Consider the following 25,088-nt stretch of genomic DNA (forward strand, 5'->3'; position numbering starts at 1 on the left):
ATCCTATATGATCGATTACCTCGGTCTCGAAGACGACCTCGGCGAGGAAGAGCAGATGGTCCGTGACACAGCCCGGGAGTTCGTCGAGAACGAAGTCAAGCCGGACGTCGGGCAACACTGGATCGACGGCACGTTCCCGACGGATCTCATCACCGAGATGGGCGACCTCGGATTCTACGCCCCGAACCTCGATGGGTACGGCCTGCCGGGCCTCAGCGAGACGGCGTACGGCCTCCTGTTGCAGGAGCTGGAGGCCGGCGACAGCGGCCTGCGCTCGATGGCCAGCGTGCAGGGGGCACTCGTCATGTACCCGATTCATGCCTACGGCAGCGACGCCCAGAAAGAGGAATGGCTGCCGGCACTCGGCAGCGGTGAGCAGGTGGGCTGTTTCGGTTTGACCGAGCCCGAACACGGCTCGAACCCGTCGGCGATGGAAACGACGGCCGAGCGCGACGCCGACGGCTACGTCCTGAACGGCTCGAAGACGTGGATCACGAACGCGCCCATCAGCGACCTCGCAGTGGTCTGGGCAAAGGTCACCTCCGCCGATGGTGACCCCGTACGGGGATTCCTCGTCGAAACGGATCGTGACGGCGTGGCGACAAACAAGATCGACGAGAAGCTCTCGCTGCGGGCATCGATTACCGGCGAGATCAGCCTGCAGAACGCCCGCGTCCCCGAGGAGAACGTCCTGCCGGGCGTCGAGGGGATGAAGGGGCCGCTGTCCTGTCTCACGCAGGCCCGCTACGGTATTGCCTGGGGGACGGTCGGGGCCGCGATGGACTGTTTCGAGACCGCCCACGAGTACGCCACCGACCGCGAGCAGTTCGGCAAACCGATCGCCGGCTATCAGCTCCAGCAGGAGAAGCTCGCGGAGATGGCGACCCAGATATCGCTGGGTCAGTTGCTCGCTCATCGGCTCGCCGATCTGAAGGAACGCGGCGACCTCCGCCCGGAACAGGTGTCGATGGCGAAGCGAAACAACGCACGAATGGCTCGCGAGCAGTCACGGGTAGCTCGCGAGATGCTCGGCGGCAACGGCATCACAGCCGATTACTCCCCAATGCGGCACCTGACGAACCTCGAAACCGTCTACACCTACGAGGGGACGCACGACATCCACTCGCTCATCATCGGCCACGACCTGACCGGCATCCCGGCCTTCGAGTAAGGCGGCTGTCCCATACATTCCGGTATGCGGAACGACCGCGCCGGCGCGAACAAACACTTCTCAATCGTACGTGAGGTCGATCTTCAGTTCACTGGCTTTCCGTTCCAGCAGGTCGGGATACGTCGATTCGATATCCTCCCGGCTCACCCGCCCGCTCGGGCCGAAGACGCTCAACGCGCCGATGAGGTCGTCCTCGTCGTTGTACACCGGTACGCCCGCCGCCCGCAGGCCGTCCATGTGTTCGGACATATTGGTCGCATAGCCCTGCTCGCGGATCTGTTCGAGTTCCTCGAACAGCGCGTCCCGGTCGGTAATCGTGTTCGACGTCAGCGCTTCGAGGGCAGTGGTTTCGGCGAACTCATCGATGCGTTCGCCAGACCACTCCGCGAGGATGGCTTTCCCCGAGGCGAGCGCGTGCAGCGGCCGGCGTTTGCCGATCATCGTGTCGCTCTGGAGCGGGTTCCGGCCGCCGGCTCGGTGCAGATACACGCCCTCGAACTCTTCTTCAACCAGAAATAGCGCCCGCTCGTCGGTCTCTATCGCCAGTTCGATGACTTTCTGCTTGGCGACGATGTAGCCCGGCCGCCGTATCCGCGGCGGTTCGCTGAGTTGCAGAAATCGGAGTGATAGCCGATACTCCCCGTCTTCCTCGACGAGATAGTCCATGTCGTGCAGCGTCTTGAGGTGCCGATACACCGTGCTCTTGGCCAGATCCGTCTCCGCCCGGATGTCCGCGATTGTCGCGCCGCCCGCGTCCCGAATCAGCGCCAGAATATCGAACGATGTCCGGGTTGTCGACACCTCGGACGTTCCGTTCTTGTTTTCGAGCATACGAAGTTGTGATTTCTCAGTGTCATCAACGTTTCGCACAATCGGCCCTGATGGTGCGATAGCTCGAATGCAGTCAGTAGCTATCCGCTGTTCGATTCCACCGCCGAATCGAACCTAATTTGTAGTACGCGGCTGGACTTTACACAGACCATGCCATATCTTAGCGCAGACGATATCGAACAGCTTCGGGCCCAGTTCGACCGACAACTCGATGTCGGACTGCACCACGGCGCACAGCTGGCGGTGTACGTCGACGGCGACCTTGTCGTCGATTTCGCCGGCGGCTCCACGGGCCCCGACGGCGACGAAACGACGCCCGAGACGCGTCATCTCCTGTTTTCCTGTACGAAGCCGTTCGCCGGCGTCGGCCTGCACCAACTCGTCGAGCAGGGCGAACTCGACTACGACGACCGGGTGGTCGAGCACTGGCCGGAGTTCGCCGACGACGGCACACAGAAGGCATCGATCACTGTCCGGCAGGTGCTCAGCCACACCGCCGGTATTCCGTTCGGTGAGTTCGACGACCAGCCCGAGCGATGGGGCGACTGGGACGCCGTCGTCGCGGCGATGGAAGACATCGAGCCCGTGTTCGAGCCCGGAACGACCCCGGCGTATCACGCCACCAACTACGGCTGGCTGGTCGGCGAACTCGTCCGACGCTGTAGCGGCCAGCCGGTCGAGGAGTACGTTGCGGAGAACGTGTTCGAGCCGCTTGGGATGGGCGATACTGGAATCGGTCTGCGGGACGACGAGCCCGACACCGTGGCGACCCTGGCCGGCTACGAGACATCCGAGCGATGTCACGATGTCGAAGAAGGGCTTGAAGACCCTACCGACGTCGCAGCGTTCAATCAGGAAGCGACTCACCGGGCAGTGATTCCCGCGGCCAACGGCATCGGCACTGCCCGGGACATGGCCCGGTTCTACGCCTGTCTCGCAAACGGCGGATCGCTAGACGGGACGCAACTGTTGACCGAAGCGACCGTCGACGAGGCGACCACGACCCACGCCGAAACCGAATCCGACGGCACGCTGTCGCGTCCGGCCCGCTACGGACTTGGCGTCTGGACTGGCGGGTTGGCCGCCGATATGTTCGGAGCCGCCAGCAAAGAGCGGATGTTCGGCCACGCCGGCCTCGGGAGTTCGTTCGGCTGGGGCGACCCCGAACTGAACGTCGGGTTCGCGCTCGTCACGAACGGTATCCGTGAGGAATCCTTCGAACACGCCGCCCGCGTCGGCCAGCTTTCCGACGCCGTCCGGCTATTGTTGCAGGACTGAAAGCGGTATCCTCTGTGGTCTGTCGCCACAGGGGGTTTTCTGACCGTTTGCGTCTCCGGCAGAGAGACGGTTGCACGACCCGAGTTTTTGTATGGCCCGCTGCTAATCCTCCGGTATGAACTTTCCCGACCGAGGCGACGTGGATCATCTCATTGACCCACAGCCGTTGCCGGACTTCGCTCGTGTCCAGTACGAGCCGGAGACGGCCGCCGTCGCCGATCCGTCAGCGGCGGCACGGGCCGAACTCGACCGCCTCGACCTTGATGGGCTGGAACCGGGCGCGACCGTCGCCGTCGCCATCGGCAGCCGCGGCATTCACCGTATCGACGACATCGCCGAGGCTGTCGTCAAAGCTGTTCGCGACCGGGGTTTTGAACCGGTCGTCGTCCCAGCGATGGGAAGCCACGGCGGTGCAACGCCGGAGGGACAGCGCGAAGTACTGGAGAGTCTTGGTATCACGGAATCGCGCCTCGATACCTCCATCGACGCCCGGATGGACACGACACAGGTCGACACCGTCACTGTCGGTGCCACCGAGTTTCCGGTCCACGTTTCGACGGCGACACGGGAGGCGGATGCCGTCGTCGTCGTGAACCGAGTGAAGCCCCACACCAACTACAGTGGCCGCATCGAGAGCGGGCTGACGAAGATGGCCGTCGTCGGGCTGGGCAAGCAACACGGCGCGAAGGCGTTTCACTCGACAGCTATCAAGGAGGGATATGTGGAAACGCTGGAAGCCGCGCTCCCGGTCGTCGAGTCGGCGCTCCCGCTGGTCGGCGGCGTAGCGCTGGTCGAGAACTTCCACGAGGAGACAGCCCACGTCGAGGCAATTCCAGCGGGTTCGTTCACCGACCGCGAGCCAGCGCTGCTGGAACAGGCCTACGACGAGATGGCGACGCTCCCGGTCGACGACATCGACTTGCTCGTCGTCGACGAACTCGGCAAGGACGTCTCCGGTGCGGGAATGGACACGAACGTCGTCGGCCGCTACCGCGTGCTCAACGCGCCGGACCCCGACGAACCGTCGATCAAGCTGCTGTACGCCCGCGGGCTCACAGAGGCGACGAAGGGCAACGGCAACGGTATCGGCCTGGCCGACATCACCCGCCGGGCCGCCGTCGACCAGCTGGACCTGCAGAAGACGTACGCGAACGCCCTCACCAGCGGGTCGACAGCGAAGGCGAAGCTCCCACTCGTCGCACCGGACGACGAGTTCGCCATCCGGTCGGCGCTGTCCGCGCTCGGTGGCTACGACCCCGATACCGTCCGAATCGTCTGGATACAGAACACACAGGACCTCTCGACGCTCCACGTCTCCGAGCCGCTTGTCGATGAGCTGCCGGCCGCCGCCGACGTCACCGACCACGAGTCCCTTACGTTCACTGACGGCACCGCATCGTTTACCCGTGATTGACAGTCGGGTGACGACAGTCCCCGTCATGCATCTGGAACAATTTCTAACAACTGTACATTCGTTTCTCTGGTTACAACTCACCAGTTGGATGAAACTATCGGAATAGGATTTCAGTCCGAACTGGCAGAGGAACGGGATGCAAGCAGAAGCGTGAGGATTACGTTCCACCTTTAGGTAATCAATTTATATTTGGTGGCCGTGTATAGACATATCGGGTTCGAGAGTCTCAGAAGGGAAATATATGAATATCCTAGCGAATATGTGAGATTAAGAACGCGGAAGTAAAATAGAAAATCTGTATATGTGGCCAAAAATCGATATAAGCGCAATATATGGCGACATATCTGGCCTAATCATCATCAGATATAGGAGTGTCCGGACACTGTCGATCAGGATTGCTCTCTAAGCTCCGCAAACAGTCGTTGAATCTATCACATCGACTGTCCGACTGTCGTCGTGTCCGGTAGGCGCTCGGCGACAACCTCGATAGGGTGTGGCGGGATTTCGTCGACGCCGTCGCGGTCACCCAACTGCGAGCGGCAGGACCCGCCCGGTGCAACGACGCGATCGCCGTCGCTCTCGTCGACCTTGTCGAACAGCAGCCGCCCGATGGTTTTCGAGAGGTCGTAGTGCTCGTCGTGGTAGCCGAAGCTCCCGGCCATGCCACAGCACGTCGAGTCGAGCGGGTCAACCTCGTAGCCCACGCGGCGCATGACGCCGACGGCGTGGTGGTCCTTGTTGGTCCCTTTCTGGTTGCAGTGGCCGTGATAGTTGACCGCGCCGGCAGCCCCGAGCGAGCGGTCTTCGACCGGGAGCGCGTCGTCGAGTCGGAACGTGTCGAGGTATTCCAGGACGCCGTAGGCGCTATCGGCCACCTGCGAGACCTCGCTGCCGTCGAGCAGGTCCCGATACTCGTCTTGGAACATCACCGCGTCGGAAGGTTCGACGAACACGACGTCCCAGCCGTCCGCGACGCGGTCCGACAGCCGGTTCGTGTTCGTCTCGGCCCGGTCGCGAGCGAGGTCCAGCATGCCGGTGGAGTACGCCGCCCGCCCGGACGGTGCAGTGTCATCAGGGATGGTGACGTGGACGCCCGCGGCCTCCAGCGTTTCGACGGCGGCTTTGCCGGCGGCCGGGTACGAGTAGTTCGTGTACGTGTCGGGGAACAGCAGGACCTTGCGGTCGGCCTCGGCCCGAGAGACCGTCGAGCCCCCGCGGGCGTCGAACCAGTCCTGCAACGTCTCCCGGCGGAAGGTGGGAAGTTCGCGCTCCGGCGCGATGCCGAACACTTTCTGCATGACCACCCGTGCGCCCGGGATGTCTGTCGCCCAGTTCGAGACCGGCGCCAGCGCCGACCCGATTTTCGAGGCGGTGTCGATGTTGGCGAACAGGCGCTCCCGGAGGCTGGTGCCCTCCTCTTGGTGGTGCTGGTGTTTCAGCTCGGTCTTGAGTTTCGCCATGTTGACGCCAGTCGGGCAGTCGCTCTTGCAGCCCTTGCAGCCGACACAGAGGTCGAGCACTTCTTCTTGGAAACGCTCGGAATGGATCTCGTCCTCGTCTAGGTCGCCACTGATGGCCGACCGGAGGAGGTTTGCCCGGCCCCGCGTCGTCTGGACCTCCTCCTCCGAGGCGCGGTAGGTCGGACACATCACGTCCCCGTCGGTCTGTCGGCAGGTGCCACAGCCGTTACACAGCTCGACGAGCTCCGAGAAGCCGCCCTCGTCCTCGAAGTCGAGCGTCGTCTGTGGCTCCAGGGATTGGTAGTCGGGACCGTATCGGAGGTTCTCCCGCATGTCCGCGCCGACGCCACGGTCGGCGTCGGGGCCGATGTCATCCGGCCCCTCGCGGTAGACGACGTTGCCGGGGTGCATCCACCACTGCGGGTCGAACGCCGTCTTGACCTCCTTGAACGCGTCCCAGAGCGTCTCGCCGTACATCTTGGGAGTGAACTCCGTCCGGGCCATCCCGTCGCCGTGCTCGCCGGAGAACGACCCCTTGTGTTCCAGCACGAGGTCAGTCACGTCGTCAGTGATGGAGTGCATGGCCTCGATGCCGGATTCCTCTTTCAGATTGAGAATCGGGCGGATGTGGAGCGTTCCGGAGCCGGCGTGGGCGAAGTATGCGGCGGAAGTGTCGTGGTCAGTCAGCACTTCCTCGAACTTCTCGACGTACTCGGCCAGTTCGGCGGGCGGGACCGTCGCGTCCTCGATGAACGGGTACGGCTTGGGGTCGCCGTCCATGGACATCAAGAGCGGAATCGCCGCTTTCCGGAGCTTCCAGAGGTCGGCCTGGTCCGCGTCGGTGTAGGCCTCGACCACATCGAAGGCCGCTCCGTTATCGAGGAACCGCTCGGTGGTCTGCGCGATGGCCGCCTCAAAGTCGTCATGCAGTTCCGAGTCGTACTCGAGCATCAGTGCGGCCGCCGCCCGGTCGGGAATCGGGCCGACGTACTCGGCGTAGCCGTCGGAACCGGCCGCGAGCCTGAACACCTCGTCGTCCATCAGCTCGACCGCACTGACGTCGTAGTCGAGCGCGACCGGGACGGCCCGCATCGCGTCCGCGAGCGTGTCGAAACAGTACAGCGCCAGCGCGGTCTCCTCGGGAACGGTCACCAGCGAGAGTTCGGCCTCGACGATGACCCCGAGGGTTCCCTCGCTCCCGACGAACAGTTTCGCGAGGTTCAACACCCGCTCGCCGTCGTCGTTCTCGTAGACGACGCGGTCGAGGTTGTAGCCCGACACTCGGCGCTTGAGGTCTGGGTAGCGCTCCTCGATTTCCTCGGCGTTCTCCTCGACGACTTGCCGGACCGTCCGGTAGATGTCGGCTTCCCGGTCGTCCTTGCTCACGATGTCGTCCCACTCCGGCGAGTCGATGACGACCTCGCGGGCGTGGATGAGTGAGCCGTCAGAGAGGACGGCCTTCACCGCATCCGTGTAGGCGTCGGTGATGCCGTACCTGACGGAGTGTGCGCCGGTAGAGTTGTTCCCGATGCCGCCGCCGACCGAAGCGCGGTTCGACGACGCGGGGTCCGGGGCGAACTTCAGGCCGTACTCGGCCAGCGTGTCATCTAGGTCGTCCTGCACCACACCGGGCTGGATGTGCGCTGTCTGCTCGTCCGGCCGAATATCGAGGATATCGTCCATGTGCCGGGACATATCCAGAACGACACAGCCCGGGCCGACAGTCTGCCCGGCGAGCGACGACCCGGTCCCGCGAGGGAGTATCGGAACGCCGTGGTCCGTCGCCACTTCGACGGCTGCCCGAACGTCGTCGATATCGGTCGGATACACGACTCCTGCCGGTTCGGCGCGGTAGATGCTCCCGTCCGTCGCGTACAGAATCCGGGCGTATTCGTCGAACTCAACCCCACCTGCGACCTGCGAACGGAGCGCGTCCGCCAGGTCCCGATACGCGTCGACATCCGGTCGATCCAGGTCCAGTTCCTGTGCTGACCAGGTGTCCTCGACATTTTCGATCGCCATACGGGCATTCAGGAGTAATAATCATTAAAGTCTATGGCATGCGGTCACAATTCGCTCTTGACGCCCGCCAGCTATTTGACTGCGGGCACTGGAAGCGATGTATGGCCAGTGCAAGCATACTCCACATGTGCCTGAACGTCGCCGACGCCACAGAATCGATCGCGTTCTACGAGCAGTTCGGCTTCGAGGAGTCCTGGCAGTTCACCACGCCGGACGGCGAGACGACGAACTACTACGTGGCCGACGACAGCGGCGTCGAGCTGCAACTATCGGAAACCAACGGGGAGACGAGCTTCGAGATGGGGTCCGGCTGGGACCACCTCGCACTCGGCGTGGACGACGTCGACGCGACGGTTGAGCGAATCGACCACCACGGTGTCGTCAAAGAGCCAGGTCCACAGCCGGAAGCCGGTGCGTACACGGCCTTCGTCGCTGACCCCGACGGCCACCACGTCGAACTCATCGAACCGCTAGAAGACTGAACCGCGCCCACGGCGTTTCGAGTGACGAAACGGTACGCGCCAGTCAGTTTCCGACGGCCGTGGCGCGCTCGACGATGTCAGCGCCGTACATCTCCTCCAGTTCCTCGTGCTGATCCGGCCGGTGCTCGTAGACGTCCTGGAACAGCGTGATCGGCGTCTGGGCGGCCTGGTAGGTGGCTTCGTCCCACATCCGGTCTTTGCTGATATCGACTTCGACGCCGTTGATGACCAGCGTAGCGGCCTGGGTCATCGCGATAGCTCCCTTGCCGGCCTCCTTCGCGGCCTCGAACTCCTCCATGGAGTCGACGATGTCGTTCATGCTGGGGATGTACGCGGTGCGGTCGAGCAGTTCCTCGGTGAGTTCGTCCTCGTCCAGCTCCAGTCGCTCACCGCCCGCCTGCAGGACGTAGCCGCCGTCGCCGTCAGGCTCGAGCGAGAGGTCGTCGCCGTCGTACACCTGCTTGCCGTCCTGTGCTTCGAGTTCAACCTCCTGACCGCCGGCCTCGAGGAGCCAGCTGCCGGTCTTCGGCGGGAGCGGGGCCGTGTTCGCCTCGACGACCTGGCCCGGCGTCAGCGACCAGATGCCGGTCATCCCCTTCGCGCGGTTGTCCTTCATCCGCTCGCGGTACCCCTCGACGTCGCGGATGTCGTCGTACGGGCCATCGACGGCGATGAGGCCAGCGGCGCTGGCACCGCGGGAGGTGTTGTGGCGCAGTTCCGGCCACGGCGGGAGTTCGCCGGTGGGCGTCATCGCGCGCATGTCCTTCGTGTAGTCGACCTCGCCATCGACGAGCAGGAACATACGTTCGAGGTTATTCGAGGGCTTGCCCATCTCGTCCCGCAGGTCGCCCATCGCCAGTTCGGCCTCGCCGCTCTCGACGATAACCGACATGGAGAGGCTCCCTTCTTCGAGCCCGTGTTCGTTCTCGATGATGGTGAAGAACTCGTCGGCTTTCTTCCAGTCGTCGATATCACCAACCTCCGGAATGACGAAGCCGTCGATGTGCTCGACCGCCCCGTTTTCGGGATCGGTGATTTCGAGCATCTGCTGGAAGCCCTGATAGCGGGTCGTCGGCGATTCGCGGTGCCAGACCACGCGTGGGTGGATCTCGCCAGGGAACTCGGCGCCCTGATTGGCGACGACGTCGATGATGTTCTCGACGCCCTCGTCGCGCATGTTCGGGGCCGTCGCGTCCTCGTTGTCCGGAACCCAGACGTCCGGTGCCTGCAGGCCGCGGAGCTGGCCGGCGCTTCGCAGCATCTTCGCTGAGTCGTCCTCCCCGTCGACTGCTGTCGGAGAGGTAAAGAACGTTCTAACGAACTCGCGGTCGTAGTGTCGCGTCACACTCATAACTCGTCTCAAAGAATCCAGCGAAACCGCTTAAATCTACCGTCCGCCTCCGGCCGAAACATCGACCAGCGTAGTCGTTCCACCGTCTCTCAGCAGATTCGGAAATGCGAAATATTCGTACTATATTACATTCCACTATCCGTTCAGCCGAGCGACACAACGGTCACTGGTGCACACTGATCTGTCGGCATCTCGTGGCCGTTCAGTCGCCACATCACGAACTCCCAGCGAATTCGGCCGCCGGTTTCACCCCAGCGAACTCCACTTTCTGTTTCGTCTTTTCGAATACCTGTGCCGGTCGTGGAGCCGAATGACACCTATTTCGGGTACGTCCTGTCTCGGAAGTCACCGCAGAGAGGTTGTCACAGCCGATACGGCAATTTTATTCGAGCGGCACCAGAACTGGTGTCTAATGACACGGGCAAAAACGGACTCGGTCCGGGCGACACAGACCTCGCTGTCGGTCCTCTCTGGTATCAAAGACCTCGGCGGGAGTGCCACGCTGGTCGAACTCGCCGACTCGCTGGAGCCGGCCAAGAGCACGATATACAAACACCTGGTGACGCTGGAAGACGAGGGCCTGGTCGTGGAACAGGACGGCGAGTATCGGATCGGACTCCGGTGGCTGGAGTTCGGCGGCATGGCACAGCGCTACGACGGCATCTACGAGGTCGCAAAGCCCGAGGTCAGGCGGATGGCCGTCGAGACCGGTGAGCTGGCGAACCTGATGATCGAAGAGCAGGGTTACGGTATCTACATCCACACGACCAGCGGCGATCAGGCGGTCGCGCTCGATACGCGTCTCGGGAAGCGCATCCATCTCCACAAGACCGCTATCGGCAAAGCGCTTCTGTCGAGTTTCGACGACGACCGAGTCGCGGAAATCGTTGAAACTCGCGGGCTGCCGGCCGAGACGGACAACACTATCACAGACCGCGAGACGCTGTTCGCGGAACTGGAGACGATCCGAGAACGCGGCGTCGCCGACGACACCGAGGAGCGGGTCGATGGAACCGGCTGTGTTGGGGTCCCCATCGATACCGGCGACCGCCGCGAGGCCGCCATTAGTATCACCGCCCCTATCAACCGACTGCAGTCCCCTGGCCGCAAAGCCCAACTCATCGATACGGTGAAGCAGGCCGCCAACGTCATCGAGGTCAATCTGGCCCACGAATAACCGCTCTGCCTTATTAACAGAACAGCCGCCATCCATCGTTGACAGCTGGGGTCTGGTGGAATCTAATACCAGTACAGTTGTTATTCGGAAATCGAGTGTCAGCTATCTGTGATAGACAAGGTGGACAGAGTTAGAGAGATATCCTGCAACTCTACCTCTATACCACCCCTATATTAGGCTATAGAACGTCATCTTAGATGCTTCTGACCCTAATTTGGACATGAAAGCCTAAATGCCAGATTAAGTGGTAAAAATAGATATTATATGGACTCGTTATAGGTCCGATAGGATGGGTGTAGTTACGTATCTGTACTGAGTACACAAAGGCGGATATAGAAAGTCTAGGATCGGGTTACGGTTCGGCAGCTATGCGTATGGCTATACCGCTGATACCACCTGTAACTATCCGGAATACCGGGCGCATCGCTGGAAACTCATCTGCCACTCCCATCGACCGGCGTTGTTCCTGAGGGGGGCGAACGATCACCGGTAACACAGACGCACGGCGAGAAGAGCGAAGTACGTTACGAGTCCCCAGCACGCCGCGGCGACGACGACCGGCCCTACGAGAGCGGCGAGCACCAAAGCGCAGGTCAGGAGCGCGACAGCTGAGCCTGTCCGCACGCCGCGGCGCTCCCACAGCGACGCGACGGGCGTATCGAGCATGAACAGCGCCTCGACACCCAGTGCGCCGGCCACGCCGACAGCGATAGCAGATTCGGCCCAGAGCGTGTCGAGTGCGTCCGTTTGGCGGAGATACATGACGAGTACAAGTCCACAGAGCAGCGCGAACCCGGCATCGCGTCGGTAGTCGGGCACAGGGGCGGTACACGCCATAGTCAGAAAATAATGCCGCTGGCGGCGGGACGCTCGCGGCTACCCCAAGTACAAAGACACTGACAATCGCAGTGCACCTATGCACCATCCTGGACCGCCACGGTTCGTGGCGACGGGTGACGAGATCGAGCTCGCACCCCGTGACCCGGATCCGGCAGCGACGTACAGTTGGCACGTCGCGCGCGCACCAGTACAGTCAACCGCCACACTCGGAGATGACGCGGTCGAACAGTTCGTCCCCGACACGCCGGGGAGATACGTCATCCGCCTCAGCGCACCGGACGGTAAGCACGACCTCACCGTCCGCGCGTTCCCGGGGACCCTCAAATCAGGCGGGACACACACCTCCGGACTGTCCGGTCGCTCAGGCGGGCGAAGCGGTGGCGTTTCCGGCGGGCAAAGCGGCTCCGGTCGTAGCGGGAGCGGCGAGTACACACAGACAGGGGACGGCAGCGACGGAGGGGGTGGCGGCCGGCCACGCTTGACTCTCCAGCCAGCAATCGAGGGCGACGAAGCCGTTGTTCGGGCGGACTGTAGTCCCCATCCGGAGGGGACCGAGACGGCCAGCGACCTCGCCGTCGAGTTCCTGCTGGACGACCGCGACGACATCAACGCCGACGCGGTGACCCGCGACGGGACGGACCTCCGGATTCCACTGGACGCGCTCCCGGAACGCGCTCGTATCCACGCCGTTGCCGTCGGGGACTACGGCTACAGCGTGCCCGACGCCGTTGAGTTCACTCGCGACGGGGACGGTGTTGAGACGGTGGTGAGCGGCGCAGGGGTCGCCGCCCGCCGACCGTACGACGCGCCGGCTTGGGCCGAGGACTCGGCTATCTACGAGATTTACGTCCGCACGTTCGCCGGCGATAGCGACGAACCGCCCTTCGACGCGATCATCGACCGCTTGGACTACCTCGACTCGCTCGGCGTCGACGTCATCTGGCTCACGCCGGTGTTACAGAACGACCACGCACCGCACGGCTACAACATCACCGACTTCTTCGAGATCGCGTCGGATCTGGGTACCCGCGCGGACTACGAGCGGTTCATCGAGGCGGCCCACGACCGTGGGTTCAAGGTGCTGTTCGACCTCGTCTGCAACCACTCGGCCCGGACACACCCCTACTTCGAGTCCGCCCGCGATGACCCGGACAGCGAGTACCGCGACTGGTACGAGTGGCGAAGCGACACCGAACCGGAGACGTACTTCGAGTGGGAACACATCGCTAACTTCAATTTCGATCACCTGCCGGTCCGCCGGCATCTGCTCGATGCGGTTGCCCAGTGGGCCGAACTGGTCGACGGGTTCCGCTGTGACATGGCCTGGGCCGTCCCGAACAGCTTCTGGCGCGAGATCCACGACTACTGCAAGGACCGCGACAGCGAGTTCCTGCTTCTGGACGAGACGATTCCGTACATCCCCGATTTCCAGGCCGGGCTGTTCGACATGCACTTCGACTCGACGACCTACGCCGCGCTTCGGCAGGTCGGGGGCGGCGGCGATGCCGAGGCCGTCCTCAGTGCCATCGAGGGGCGAGCGGAGATCGGCTTCCCGGAGCACGCGTCGTTCATGCTGTACGCGGAGAACCACGACGAGACGCGTTACATCGTCGACTATGGTCGCGAGGCCGCCGAGGCCGCCGCTGGCGCGCTGTTCACGCTCCCGGGCGCGCCGCTGCTGTACGCCGGCCAGGAGTTCGGCCAGCGCGGCCGGCGCGACGACCTCGCGTGGGACCACGCCGACGAGACGCTCCAGTCGTTCGTCAGCGACCTTTCGGCAACCAGACACGACCAGCCGGCGCTGTCGGCGGATGCGGACCTCGTCCGAATCCCGTACGAGGTCCGAGACGGGCCGTCCGACCGCGTCGTCGCATACGCTCGGACGACTGACGAGGACGCGGCTGTCGTAGTGCTCAACTTCAGCAGCGAGCCGACGACGGTCGAGCTACCGGTCGGGACCGACGACACCGACCTCGTTTCCGGGGAGCACCGTGGGGGTGCTGGTGACGGGGACGCGACCGTTACAGTCGATAGCGTGGGCGTGTTCCCGACTGACAAGAGCGATCTGAATCAGTAGTCCAAGCGACCGGGCCCGTTCAGCATCAGCGGCCCGCCCTCTCGGGGTACACAGTCGTGGCCCCGAAGTATCACTAATTTGTCCGAACCACAGGAGTTTATAGAGATTGGTCTGCTTTGATGTGTATGCGGCTTTCGACAGCGCTCAACGAATACAAGCGGACTCGTCACGAGCGCTTTCCAGAGGAGCGCAGGACTGTTTCAGGCTCTTTCTCCGGGCACGGTGACCGACTCGTACACGTCGGCGAAGACGGCACGCTGAAGGATTATTCCGATTCGCTCTCCGGGCTCTCCGGTATCGACCGCTCCCGACTCGGAGTTATGCTTGGAGACGAGACACGGTGGTTCAGTGACTTGGAGACGATCCGACAGCACTACTACCGCGAGACGCGGCTCGTCGAGACCGAATACGACGCGGGGTCGTTCACGGTCCACCAGTACGACCTGACGCTGGGACGGGCACACGTCACGCACGTCGCGATGCGCGGGGCGGTTCCACAGAACGCCAAACTCGTGGCGTTCGTCACGCTGGCCCCCGATAGCAGCGACAGCGGCGTCGGCTCGCTGATTCACGAGGATGCCGGGCCCGACAACTCACGGGTGCTGGAAGTGTACCACCGGCGAGAGCACGATTACCTCGCCTCGTCGACCGGGCTGGACGCCGTCGCCGGGCAGCGACCGGAACGCCTCGCCGAGATACTTGCGGACAGCCCGATCGAGTTCCCGCGGTCGGAGCCGGTCGAGCGACGCGACCAGACCCGCCTCACCGGCGATTTCCTTGTGACTGCACCGCTTGACCGATCCGGACGCAGCAAGGACACGACGCTCGTCAGTCAGCTCTCGAACCACAACGAGGTCGACCGGGAGACGGCACTGCTCGACCTCGCCGACTGCGTGACGGAGCACACGACCTCCGACGACCTCCGGCAGGCCGGACGGGAGCGAACGCGCATCGACGTGACTGAATCCATGCCACGCTCGGACTCGATACGGATGGACCTGCGGGTGCTCGACCTGCTGTCCTCGCCGACCGGCGGCCGCATCGCTGCCCCAGAGTTCGACCCGTTCTACTCGAACTCCGGCGGCTACGGGTACGTCTGGTTCCGCGATGACGCCTCGGTCTCTCGGCATCTGCTCGAAGCCGGCGACCGACTCGATATCGATACCGTAGAGATGTTGACCGAGAGCGCGGCGTTCCTCTGTGACAGCCAGCTTTCCGACGGGCGGTGGCCTCACCGCGTCTGGGCCGACACCGGGGCTATCGCGCCGGGCTGGGCCAACGCCAGAGTCGAGCACAACGCCGAATCGCCGGAGTATCAGGCCGACCAGACTGCGACCGTCACCGCCTTCCTCGCGACACTGTTGCGAACACACCGCAGCAAGATGGACGCCGAACTGACGGCGATGGTTCGGGAAACTATCCAGACAGCCGTCGACACGCTCATCGAAGACATCGCGGCCAACGACCTGCCCGAGCCGTGTCAGAACGTCTGGGAGGACTCGGTCGGCCAGTTCACGCACACTACTGCGACGTTCATCGAGGCCTTCGCCGCGGTGGGCCGTGCCCCGATGCCCGAATCGGTCTGTGAGCAGAGTCTGGCGGCAGCCGAGCGATTGCTCGACGGACTGGAGACGCTCTGGGACAGTGATCTGGGCGTGTACGTGATGGGGCTGACAAACGGGACGCCGGACCACCGCATCGACGCTGCGGGGCTCCACCTCGCGGATGCACTGCAGGAGTACGACAGCGTCGAGCGGACGACGCTCTCTGACCAGCACCTCACTCGTCTGGCCGACCACGTGAGCACGACGCTTGACACGCTGTTCCGGAACCCCACCGAGAGCCGGGTCGCAGGACTGGCCCGCTACGAGGGCGACCGTTGGCGGACCGGCCACCAGGACAGCGAGAAGATTTGGACCGTCACGACGGCGATGGGGGCACTCGCCGCCGCCCGCGTCGGCGACATGCTGAACGACCGCGGCGAGGGCGGCGACGCCTACCTTGACCGCGCGAGCGACCTGTACGAACTGCTCGAGGAGGACAGCCCACTCACGACTGACGCCGGCTACCTCGCCGAACAGGCCTTCGACGACGGCGCCCTCGACAGCGCGACGCCGCTTGGCTGGTCGCACGCGTTACGGCTTCACGCGACCGCACAGCTGGGTGAGCTAAACGCGCTCCCCACGACATCGGCCGGGACTGAGGGGCCGAGTGAGCGCCCGACCTGGACGACCGGGGAGAAGTACGGCGTCGGCACCGTCGCCGACCACGACGAGCAGGACCCCTCCCGCGTCTGGTTCACGCTCACCGAGGGCGCGCTGACGGAGGCTCGCTACCCGCAGGTGGACCTGATGAACCTGCGGACGCTGGATTTCTTGGTCCGGTGTACGGACGAGACGGATTATGCCGTCCGGACCCACCGCGAGAACCGACGGACCGACGACAGCGTCAGGCGACGCGTCGAACCCGTCGACGACGAGGCGCTGCTCTATCGCCACGTTTTCACCGAGACCGGCGACGGCCAGGGCCACGAGTGGACGCTCACCGTCGACTACGCGACCGACCCCGAACACGACGCCATCGTCGCCGACGTGTCTTTCAGCGCCGACGACGGCAAATCATACGACGTGTTCTCCGTCGCGGACATCGCACTCACGAGCACGGTCACCGAGGACCGCGCCATCAGATACGGTCAGCCCGGGAGCTACCACCTCGTCGGTCGGAACCCCCGCGCCTACACCGACCAGACGGACAACGACTTGCTCGTCGACGAGAACGGCGACGCCTACTCCATCGCCGTGGCGATGGCCGCGGCCGGGCGCTTCGACTGGGCAACCGTCGGTGCGGCCGGCAGCGACCACCTCGACGGGCTGTACTCCGACGGCGACCTCCCGGATCCGGTCGAGTCCATCGACGGGACGAACCTCGTCCTCATCGGTCGGCTGGACTCCGGGACCAGAGTCAGCGACACGGTTGCGCTCGGCTTCGCGCGACAGGCTGACACCGCCGCCGCGCTGGGCGAAGCCGACGGCGCGCTCGACCGCGGCTACGAGACGGTCAGTGCCGAGTACGCTGACAGCTGGGGCGAATTCCTTTCGGACAAGCAGCTCCCGTCCTCGGTCGCTGACGACGACGCGCTGGCGAACCAGTACCGAACCGCGCTGATGACCCTTCTGGCCGTGGAGGACAAGACCTACCACGGGGCGTCTATCGCCTCGCCGTCAGTGCCGTGGGGCGAGGCCGTCCACGCCGAGGAGCCCAAGGGTTACGGGTACAACTTCGTCTGGTCCCGGGACCTGTACCAGGTGTTCAGCGTGTTCGACGCCATCGGGTCCCTAGATATCGCGACGGACCAGCTGGAGTACATCTACGAGTACCAGCAGGACGACGCCGGCTTCATCCCACAGAACACCTACATCAACGGGACGACCCGCTGGGGCGGCGAACAGATGGACAACATCTCGTTCCCGCAGGTGATGGCCTATCGCCTGGCCGAGAGCGGCGTCGACTTCGAGGACGTCGAGTACAGCTACGAGAACGTCCGGCGGTCGGCCGAGTACGTCGTCCGCCACGGTCCCGAGACTGCACAGGAGCGCTGGGAGGAGGAGGCCGGCTTCTCGCCGTCCTCGATTGCGGCCGAAATCGCGGGGCTCGCGTGTGCGGCGAAGCTCGCCCTCGACACCGGCCACGAGGCCGACGCGCTCGTCTGGCTGTCGCTGGCTGACCAGTGGGCGAACAACGTCGAGGCCTGGACCGCGACCGAGACCGGGACCGAGCGCCACACCAACACGCCCTATTACACGCGGGTCACGCTCGATGGGAACCCCGAGATGGGGCACCTCCGGACGCTCGCCAACGACGGTCCGACGCTGGACGAACGCAACATCATCGACAGCGGCTTCCTCGAACTCGTCCGGCTGGGTATCAAGCCTGATGACGACGAAACGATCCGGAACTCGCTCGTCGAAGTCGACGACACCATCAGCGTCGACACGGAGTACGCACCCGGGTTCTACCGGTACAACGGCGACGGCTACGGCGAACGCGGCCGGGACGACCAGGGCGCGCCGTGGACGGTCGAACACAAAGGGAAGGGCCGCCTCTGGCCGCTGCTCACCGGCGAGCGCGCCGAGTACGAACTCCACCGTGACGACCCGGACATCCCGCCGGAGAACGCCCTCCAGATGATGCAGGACGTGGCGAACTCGGGCCGGATGATCGCCGAACAGATCTGGGACCGGGGCCACGCGACCGAGTACGGCTGGGAGTTCGCCGAAGGGACCGGCTCGGCGACGCCGCTGGCGTGGTCGATGGCCCAGTACGTGCGGCTGGCCCACGGAATCAGCGCCGGCGAACCGGTCGAGACGCCCGCGTTCGTCGACGACCGCTACCGCGAGCGGCGGGCGCATACACCCGACCGAAGCCCCGCGCTCCGCGTCGACACACAGTTCCGCGGGAACGAACTGGTCGTCTCCGGCGAGACGACCGGTGTCTGTGTCGTCGTCAAGACGCCAGCTGACATCACGTACATCCCCGTCGAGGATCGTGAATTCGAAGTCGCAGTCGACGTCGACCCCGGTGAGAACCAGGTGATCGTTGCCGCCGCGGATGACGAAGACCTGGTCACTGCCGGGACAACTGTCTGGCAGCTCAACCTGTAGAATGCCTCATAAGTGAGAACCACTTTATAATTCGGCTTTGACTGTGGGATATGGACGCGATAGTTTTAGCTGGCGGCTACGCGACACGGTTGTGGCCGATCACGCGACGTCGGCCGAAGATGCTACTCCCGGTCGGTGAAACGACCGTTATCGACGGCGTTCTCCAGTCACTGGAAGACGACGACCGAATCGGGACGACGTACCTCAGCACGAACGAGGCCTTCGCCGACGAGTTCGAAGCCCACATCGACGAGATGGGCTATGAAAAAGTCCAACTCTCCGTCGAGAGTACGGCTGACGAAGACGAGAAGTTCGGCGTCGTCGGCGCGCTCGCACAACTGATCGACCGCGAAGGTATCGACGACGACCTGTTCATCATCGGCGGCGACAACCTGATCGGCTTCGACCCCTCGGAGTTCCTCGACTTCTTCGAGGCGCGCGACGGGCCGGCACTGGCCGCCTACGACGTGGGCTCGCGGGAGAAAGCCAAGTCCTACGGACTGGTCGAACTCGACGGCGAGCGCGTCATCGACTTTCAGGAGAAACCTGACCATCCCAACAGCACGCTCGTCTCGATTGCCTGTTACGCCTTCCCGGCCGACTCGCTCCGCTTCGAGGAGTACCTCTCGGGCGACAACAACCCCGACGAACCGGGCTGGTACATCGACTGGCTGCAACAGCAGGAACCGGTGTCCGCGTTCACGTTCGACGATGTCTGGTTCGATATCGGGACGCCCGAGTCGTACTTCGAGACCGTCGAGTGGAAACTCGACGGCGGGTCGCTCATCCACCCCAACGCGACCGTCGAGAACTCCGAGATCGGAGACACTGTCCATGTGATGGCCGGCGCAGAAGTGACCGACAGCAGCCTCGACCGGACCATCGTCTTCCCGGACGCCGAAGTCAGCGACTGCGACCTCGACGAAACGATTCTCGGTGAAGGCGTCCACGTCGAAGGGTACAACATGTCGGGGTCGCTCATCATCAACCGCTGATGGCTCGCTCACCCGAGCGACTGCTCGGACGTGGGATTCGGGACGGTCCGCCCTCGGTCACCGGACCGCTGGCGAAGGACTAAGTGACACAGCGTCGTTGACTCGCCGTACGAGAGCTACCTGACAACATGGCACAAACAGAAACGGAGCCAGTCACGTTCGAGATGACAATCGACGACGGCCGGACCAGAATCGACGTCTCGGGCGACCGCGACACGGCTGTCGTGGTCCGCTCGAAATCGGGCGAGAAAATATACCTGCCGCCGGAGGATTTCGACCGCCCGCCGGAGGACAGGCAGACGCCGTACGACAGCCCCTACCAGTCGGCCGACGGGACCGCCGATAGCCCGTATCGGACGCAGACGGACACAACGTCCGTGACGGGGCTGGAGCCGACCGCCGACGGCTACCTGATCGTTCATCCGGAACCGGTCACGGACGTTCGCTTCCTCCGCTGATCGCGGCCGGTCAGGCCCCGTTCAGAACCTCGTGGTAGAACTCGACGTGTTCGTCAGCGACTTCGCCCCAGGTTCGAACGTCGTACTCGATGGGTGTCGACAGCGATAGCGCGTGCTCGATCCCCTCGGCGATGGAGTCCGAATCGGGTTCGACCTCGATGACGCAGTCTTCGTTGAGGAGTTCCGCGGCCCCGCTCTCGCAGGCGACGACGCGCGTCCCGACCGACAGCGCTTCAACGATGGTGATGCCGAACGGCTCCGCCAGCGACGGCGAGACGAACAGGTCGGCGCTGTTGTAGTAGTCTCCAAGCTCCGACTGGGGGAGATACCCAGGGAAGTAAACCCGGTCCTCGACGCCCAGTAGCTCCGCGAACCGTTCAAGCTGTTCGGTGAGATGGCCCGAGCCGCCGAGTACGAGGCTCACGTCGTCCCGACCGAGCTTCGAGAGCGCGTACAGCAGGTACGACAGCCCTTTCTGGTCGGTGTGTCGGCCGACAAAAAACAGCATCTTCCCGTCGATACCGAGCTCCGCCTTGATGTCTCGGCCCGTCGGCTCTACCGACGAGAACCCGTTGTAGATGACCGTCGAGTCGGCGTCGTACTGCTCGCGGATCCGCCGTTGCGTGAACTTGCTTACCGCGACGAGGTGGTCCGAGCGGTTCGCGACCCGCTGTTCCGTCTCGACTTCCCGCTGTGGCGGCGTCACGTTGCGGTCTGCCGACAGCGAGTGGAACGTCGAGATCCACTCGACGTCGTGGTCCGCTTTGGCCCGCGAGCCGGGGTTGTACCCGAACCAGTCGTTCGTGTGGATGATGTCTGCGTCGGCCGCCTTGTCGGCGAACTCCCCGGCCAGCCGCCCGATGCGGGTGATGATGTCACCGCTCCCCGTTGAGACGCCGTGAATGCCGTCGCGGTCCGGCGGCGCGTACTCCGCGGGCAATACCAGCTCAAACTCGACATCGTCTCTCGGTTCGAGCTGCTCGAACAGCTCCCCGATAGCGGTATCAAGCCCGCCGGTGATGTTGGGTGGGAACCCCCAGCCAAGCATCAGAACGTTCGGTGGCATCTCTGTTACTGGCTCACTCATCGTAGCATCAAATGGATACAATATATATGTTTGCGTGCGCCGCTCTCTGGGCCCACAAGCAGTCACGACAGCAGTCAACAACCCCGCCCATTGAAATGCCTGTCAGGGCAACAGGTGCGTATGCAATTTCAACGGCAGAGTGGCGTGTTCCTCCACCTGACGTCGCTCCCGGGACCACACGGTATCGGTGATCTCGGTGCCGGAGCGCGGGCGTTCGTCGACTTCCTCGACCGGGCGGACCAGTCGCTGTGGCAGTTTTGCCCCTTCGGACCCACGGCGAGCATCCACGGGAACTCCCCGTACCAGTCGTCGTCCGCTTTCGCCGGGAACCCGCTGCTCGTTGATCTCCGCAAGCTTGTTGACCGCGGGTATCTAGCCGAGGGCGATATCGAACCACCGGAGGACCTCTCACAAGAGCACGTCAACTACGATCGCGTGACCGAGTTCAAAGAGGCCCGGCTCCAGGACGTGTACGCCACCTTCGACGAGAGCGTAAGCGACGAAGACCAGCAGTCGTTTGTCGAGTTCTGTGAGCGCGAGGCGGGCTGGCTGGACGACTACGCGCTGTTCACGGCACTGAAAGCCGAGTTCGACGATGCCGGCTGGATGGACTGGCCGGACGACATCAGAACGCGCGAGCCAGCGGCCATGGAGCGATATCAGGAAGAACTGGCTGATGACATCCGCTATCACAAGTTCGTCCAGTGGTGTTTCGACAGCCAGTGGCAGGCACTAGCCGAATACGCGACCGAGCGGGATATCGGCCTCGTCGGCGACCTGCCAATCTACGTCGGCCTCGACTCGGCGGACGTCTGGGCGCATCCCGAGGTGTTCCGACTCGACGACGACCACTACCCGGCGGAGGTGGCCGGCGTTCCGCCAAATCCCGGCGATGACGGCCAGCGATGGGGGAATCCCGTCTATGACTGGGAGACTCTCCGTGCGAACGACTACGGCTGGTGGGTCGACCGGTTCGAGCGGCTGTTCGACCTCGTCGACATCGCCCGCATCGACCACTTCAAGGGCTTCGACGAGTTCTGGTCGATTCCCGCAGAGGCGGACGACCCGGCCGCCGGGCAGTGGCGCGACGGCCCCGGCGCGCACTTCTTCGAGACGGTCAGAGACAGGCTCGGCGACCTCCCGTTTTTCGTCGAGGACCTGGGCTTTCTCGACGAGAGCATCGTCGCGCTCCGGGACCAGTTCGGCTTCCCCGGCATGCGCGTTCCGCAGTACGCCGACTGGTGCGAAGAAGGGCACATGTACCAGCCGATGCACTACCCGGAGTCGGCCGTCGGCTACACGTCGACCCACGACACGGACACTATCGTCGGCTACTATCGCGGCCTTTCGGACCGCCAGCGTGACTGCCTCCACTACAACCTCGGCACTGACGGGGAGGAAATCAACTGGGACCTGATCGAGGCGGTGTGGAACTCGAACGCCGTCGTCGCGATGACAACCATGCAGGACCTGCTCGGCCTCGGTAGTGAGGCCCGGTTCAATGTCCCCGGCACGGCGACCGGGAACTGGCAGTGGCGGGTGACCGACGCAGCGCTCGACGCCGACATCGCCGAGCGACTTCGCCAAGTCACCGACAGGACGATCCGCTAAGACCCTTCAGAACTGCAGGATGCCGTCCTCCGTGACGACTGTATCGAGCAGGCGGGTCGGGGTCGCGTCGTAGCCCGGATTGCCGATATCGAACCCCTCCGGCGGTTCGAGCATCACATCCGATCCCTGCCGGAACGTGTTCCGGAAGGTGAAGCCGCTACCGATGAACTTCGATGAGGTTCCGACGACCGTGACGGGGACGTCCATCTCGTTAGCCGTCGCGGCCAGCGGTAGTGTTCCGATACGGTTGTACACCACGTCGTCGATGAGGCAGTTCATGCCGATGAAGACGCGGTCGGCTTCCGAAAGGTAGTGACCCGCTGCACCGTCGATAATAAGCGTCACGTCGGCCCCGTCCCGGTCGGCCAGCTGGCGGGCTGTTCGGCGGCCCAGGAAATGCGGCCGGGACTCCCTCGCGTACAGGTGAAACTCCTTGCCGTCGTCCAGCGCCGCCATGAGCGTCGCCATCACCGTCGAGGAGTTCTCGTGTGTCACCAGCACGTCGCCGTCGTCGATGAGCGTCGCCGCCCGCTCCGCCGCGCGGTTCTTGCTGGTCTCGATTTCCGTGACGACCTCGTCGATCGTGTCGAGCAATCGCTCCTTGGCCGCCGAGACGGAGTCGGGGTCGGCGTCTTTCAGATCCGTCACGATGCGTTGCTGTGTGGTGTACAGGGGTGCATGCGAGCGGTTCGCCCGCTGGAGTGCGCTGCTGTTGCGCTCGACGACGCGGAGGAAGTCCTCGACCGTGTGGCACTCGCGGTCTGCCAGTTCGCGGAGCGCCTTGGCGGCTTTCACGGCGGCAATCGAGGAACTCTGTGTCTCCATCTCCTCGATCTGCCGCACGGTCTCGTTTATCATGAGACCATCTCCGGCTGCCACCCTTATAACGGTACAGTCGGCCGCTAGTCCTCGCTCTTGGTTTGACTCGGTACCACAGTGTGCGTGATTACGCCGACCCGACCATGTCTTCGTCAGTTGGGCCCTGACCGTCGAACTCGGCCACGAGTCCGTCTAGTTGCTCCGGGTCGTCGACGCTCGGGAGCGTCTGGTCTGCAGTCCGACAGACAGCGTCGATACCGAGGTCGTCACAGACGAGGTCTGCCGTCGCCTCGGCCATCTGCCGGTAGGTAGTCAGTTTGCCGCCGACGATGCTCGCCATGTTCCCGACGCCGTCGTCGGCGTGGTTGAGCAGAAAGAAGCCCCGCGAGATGCCGCGGCCGCGCTCCGCCTCATCAGGCGCGTACAGCGGCCGGACACCCCACCAAGTTCGGACCTCGGGCGCGTCCGTGACCGGCGGCAGCATCGCCGCACATTCCTCGATACTCTCTTCGACTTCCCACTGCTCCGTCTCGTATTCATCCGGGTCACGGACGGGCACGCTCGTCGTCCCGACGACGGCCTCGTTTTCGTGTGGCACAACGATGTCGCCGTCGTCCGGGTCCCGACAGCGGTTGAGCACCGGCCCGAGGTCATCGTACTCGACCGAGACCATCACGCCCCGCGTCGGTTGCATTTCGACGTCAAGGCCGGCCATCGCGGCGAGCGCGCCCGCCCAGGCACCGGTCGCGTTGACAACGTAGTCGGCTTCGATAGTGTCCTCGACTGTCCCGCCGACTTGCACGCCAGCCACTTGCCCGTTCTCGACGAGTACGTCTTCGACGGGCGCGTGTGGGTGTATCGTTGCGCCGTGGTTGCGGGCGTCTGCGGCGTTCGCGGCGACGAGCCGCGATGGATAGATGACGGCGTCGGGGACTTCGAAGGCACGCTCGACATCTGACGCGAGGTCGGGCACTCGCTCGCGGGCCGCGTCGGCGTCCAGCGTCTCTACGGGAATATCGATCTCCACGCAGGCCGCCCGCTTGGCCTCGAAGTAGTCGGGGTCGTCCTCGGCGAGTTGGACGAACAACCCGCCGGTGTCACGGATGCATTCCCCGGCGATCTGCTTGAGTATCCGGTTTTCGGTGATGCACTCCTCGGCACCGACCTGATCCGCCTCGGCGTAGCGGGCCCCGCTGTGCAGCAGTCCGTGCGAGCGCCCGGAGGTGCCACTTGTCAGGCCGTCACGCTCGACGAGTGTCACGTCGACACCGCGGAGTGCCAGGTCACGAGCGACGCCAGCGCCGGTCGCGCCACCACCGACGACGAGGACATCCGTCTCAATTGCCATGTATAT

Annotated in this window: 17 protein-coding genes; 10 read left to right on the forward strand and 7 right to left on the reverse strand. The window is 63.9% G+C overall.

What is annotated here, in order from left to right; genetic code table 11:
* The first annotated feature begins 7 nt into the window (after window positions 1–7).
* The gene (locus C443_RS15830) at window positions 8–1,171 is read left to right on the forward strand and encodes an acyl-CoA dehydrogenase family protein (RefSeq protein WP_005537597.1); all 1,164 of its coding nucleotides are present in this window, start codon (window positions 8–10) and stop codon (window positions 1,169–1,171) included.
* A gap of 60 nt (window positions 1,172–1,231) precedes the next feature.
* Here C443_RS15830 and C443_RS15835 read toward each other — a convergent pair whose 3' ends face one another.
* A complete protein-coding gene (locus tag C443_RS15835; RefSeq protein ID WP_005537598.1) occupies window positions 1,232–2,002 on the reverse strand; it encodes an IclR family transcriptional regulator in 771 nt (256 codons plus the stop codon).
* A gap of 150 nt (window positions 2,003–2,152) precedes the next feature.
* Between C443_RS15835 and C443_RS15840 the strand changes: the two genes are divergently transcribed.
* Both C443_RS15840 and C443_RS15845 read left to right on the forward strand, forming a co-directional pair.
* Window positions 2,153–3,280 carry a serine hydrolase domain-containing protein gene (locus C443_RS15840; protein ID WP_005537599.1) on the forward strand — a complete coding sequence of 376 codons (1,128 nt, stop codon included), beginning with the start codon at window positions 2,153–2,155 and terminating at the stop codon, window positions 3,278–3,280.
* A gap of 115 nt (window positions 3,281–3,395) precedes the next feature.
* The gene (locus C443_RS15845) at window positions 3,396–4,694 is read left to right on the forward strand and encodes a DUF362 domain-containing protein (RefSeq protein WP_005537600.1); all 1,299 of its coding nucleotides are present in this window, start codon (window positions 3,396–3,398) and stop codon (window positions 4,692–4,694) included.
* Between the two features lie 431 nt (window positions 4,695–5,125).
* Here the strand turns inward: C443_RS15845 and C443_RS15850 are convergent, their stop codons facing one another.
* Window positions 5,126–8,176, reverse strand: coding sequence for an FAD-binding and (Fe-S)-binding domain-containing protein (locus tag C443_RS15850; protein WP_005537601.1), 3,051 nt, complete (start codon window positions 8,174–8,176; stop codon window positions 5,126–5,128).
* 101 nt (window positions 8,177–8,277) lie between these two features.
* Between C443_RS15850 and C443_RS15855 the strand changes: the two genes are divergently transcribed.
* Window positions 8,278–8,658 carry a VOC family protein gene (locus C443_RS15855; protein ID WP_005537603.1) on the forward strand — a complete coding sequence of 127 codons (381 nt, stop codon included), beginning with the start codon at window positions 8,278–8,280 and terminating at the stop codon, window positions 8,656–8,658.
* Between the two features lie 43 nt (window positions 8,659–8,701).
* Here the strand turns inward: C443_RS15855 and aceB are convergent, their stop codons facing one another.
* Complete coding sequence (aceB, locus tag C443_RS15860; RefSeq protein ID WP_005537605.1) at window positions 8,702–10,009, reverse strand: malate synthase AceB; 1,308 nt, start codon at window positions 10,007–10,009, stop codon at window positions 8,702–8,704.
* Between the two features lie 412 nt (window positions 10,010–10,421).
* On the opposite strand from aceB, the gene C443_RS15865 reads away from it, so the two are divergent.
* The gene (locus tag C443_RS15865) at window positions 10,422–11,186 is read left to right on the forward strand and encodes an IclR family transcriptional regulator (RefSeq protein WP_005537606.1); all 765 of its coding nucleotides are present in this window, start codon (window positions 10,422–10,424) and stop codon (window positions 11,184–11,186) included.
* Window positions 11,187–11,669: 483 nt separating this feature from the next.
* On the opposite strand, the gene C443_RS15870 is transcribed toward C443_RS15865, so the two are convergent.
* Window positions 11,670–12,005, reverse strand: a complete 336-nt coding sequence (locus tag C443_RS15870; protein WP_005537608.1) for a hypothetical protein — start codon at window positions 12,003–12,005, stop codon at window positions 11,670–11,672.
* Window positions 12,006–12,102: 97 nt separating this feature from the next.
* Here C443_RS15870 and malA point away from each other — a divergent pair, with 97 nt between their 5' ends.
* The 4 genes from malA to C443_RS15890 all read left to right on the forward strand — a co-directional run bounded on the left by malA (window position 12,103) and on the right by C443_RS15890 (window position 20,217).
* Window positions 12,103–14,103, forward strand: a complete 2,001-nt coding sequence (gene malA / locus C443_RS15875; protein WP_005537610.1) for an alpha-amylase MalA — start codon at window positions 12,103–12,105, stop codon at window positions 14,101–14,103.
* 125 nt (window positions 14,104–14,228) lie between these two features.
* Entirely contained in the window at window positions 14,229–18,764 is a 4,536-nt protein-coding gene (locus tag C443_RS15880) for a glycoside hydrolase family 15 protein (protein WP_005537611.1), read from the forward strand.
* 50 nt (window positions 18,765–18,814) lie between these two features.
* Window positions 18,815–19,759, forward strand: coding sequence for a sugar phosphate nucleotidyltransferase (locus C443_RS15885; RefSeq protein ID WP_005537613.1), 945 nt, complete (start codon window positions 18,815–18,817; stop codon window positions 19,757–19,759).
* Window positions 19,760–19,887: 128 nt separating this feature from the next.
* Complete coding sequence (locus tag C443_RS15890) at window positions 19,888–20,217, forward strand: DUF7510 family protein (RefSeq protein WP_005537614.1); 330 nt, start codon at window positions 19,888–19,890, stop codon at window positions 20,215–20,217.
* 10 nt (window positions 20,218–20,227) lie between these two features.
* Here C443_RS15890 and C443_RS15895 read toward each other — a convergent pair whose 3' ends face one another.
* Complete coding sequence (locus C443_RS15895) at window positions 20,228–21,283, reverse strand: glycosyltransferase family 4 protein (RefSeq protein WP_005537616.1); 1,056 nt, start codon at window positions 21,281–21,283, stop codon at window positions 20,228–20,230.
* Between the two features lie 141 nt (window positions 21,284–21,424).
* Between C443_RS15895 and malQ the strand changes: the two genes are divergently transcribed.
* Entirely contained in the window at window positions 21,425–22,915 is a 1,491-nt protein-coding gene (gene malQ / locus C443_RS15900) for a 4-alpha-glucanotransferase (RefSeq protein ID WP_005537618.1), read from the forward strand.
* A gap of 6 nt (window positions 22,916–22,921) precedes the next feature.
* Here the strand turns inward: malQ and C443_RS15905 are convergent, their stop codons facing one another.
* Together C443_RS15905 and C443_RS15910 are read right to left on the reverse strand one after the other, a co-directional pair.
* Window positions 22,922–23,773, reverse strand: coding sequence for a translation initiation factor eIF-2B (locus C443_RS15905; RefSeq protein ID WP_005537620.1), 852 nt, complete (start codon window positions 23,771–23,773; stop codon window positions 22,922–22,924).
* Between the two features lie 88 nt (window positions 23,774–23,861).
* Window positions 23,862–25,082, reverse strand: coding sequence for an FAD-dependent oxidoreductase (locus C443_RS15910; protein ID WP_005537622.1), 1,221 nt, complete (start codon window positions 25,080–25,082; stop codon window positions 23,862–23,864).
* Window positions 25,083–25,088 lie beyond the last annotated feature (6 nt).

It is taken from the genome of Haloarcula argentinensis DSM 12282 (genome assembly GCA_000336895.1).
GTDB lineage: Archaea > Halobacteriota > Halobacteria > Halobacteriales > Haloarculaceae > Haloarcula > Haloarcula argentinensis.

Coding starts and splice junctions, on each gene's coding strand:
- C443_RS15840 (WP_005537599.1), top strand. CDS start 2,153: ATGCCATATCTTAGCGCAGACGATATCGAACAGCTTCGGGCCCAGTTC.
- C443_RS15885 (WP_005537613.1), top strand. CDS start 18,815: ATGGACGCGATAGTTTTAGCTGGCGGCTACGCGACACGGTTGTGGCCG.
- C443_RS15855 (WP_005537603.1), top strand. CDS start 8,278: ATGGCCAGTGCAAGCATACTCCACATGTGCCTGAACGTCGCCGACGCC.
- C443_RS15865 (WP_005537606.1), top strand. CDS start 10,422: ATGACACGGGCAAAAACGGACTCGGTCCGGGCGACACAGACCTCGCTG.
- C443_RS15845 (WP_005537600.1), top strand. CDS start 3,396: ATGAACTTTCCCGACCGAGGCGACGTGGATCATCTCATTGACCCACAG.
- C443_RS15895 (WP_005537616.1), bottom strand. CDS start 21,283: ATGCCACCGAACGTTCTGATGCTTGGCTGGGGGTTCCCACCCAACATC.
- C443_RS15830 (WP_005537597.1), top strand. CDS start 8: ATGATCGATTACCTCGGTCTCGAAGACGACCTCGGCGAGGAAGAGCAG.
- C443_RS15910 (WP_005537622.1), bottom strand. CDS start 25,082: ATGGCAATTGAGACGGATGTCCTCGTCGTCGGTGGTGGCGCGACCGGC.
- C443_RS15905 (WP_005537620.1), bottom strand. CDS start 23,773: ATGATAAACGAGACCGTGCGGCAGATCGAGGAGATGGAGACACAGAGT.
- C443_RS15880 (WP_005537611.1), top strand. CDS start 14,229: ATGCGGCTTTCGACAGCGCTCAACGAATACAAGCGGACTCGTCACGAG.
- C443_RS15890 (WP_005537614.1), top strand. CDS start 19,888: ATGGCACAAACAGAAACGGAGCCAGTCACGTTCGAGATGACAATCGAC.
- malA (WP_005537610.1), top strand. CDS start 12,103: ATGCACCATCCTGGACCGCCACGGTTCGTGGCGACGGGTGACGAGATC.
- C443_RS15835 (WP_005537598.1), bottom strand. CDS start 2,002: ATGCTCGAAAACAAGAACGGAACGTCCGAGGTGTCGACAACCCGGACA.
- C443_RS15850 (WP_005537601.1), bottom strand. CDS start 8,176: ATGGCGATCGAAAATGTCGAGGACACCTGGTCAGCACAGGAACTGGAC.
- malQ (WP_005537618.1), top strand. CDS start 21,425: ATGCAATTTCAACGGCAGAGTGGCGTGTTCCTCCACCTGACGTCGCTC.
- aceB (WP_005537605.1), bottom strand. CDS start 10,009: ATGAGTGTGACGCGACACTACGACCGCGAGTTCGTTAGAACGTTCTTT.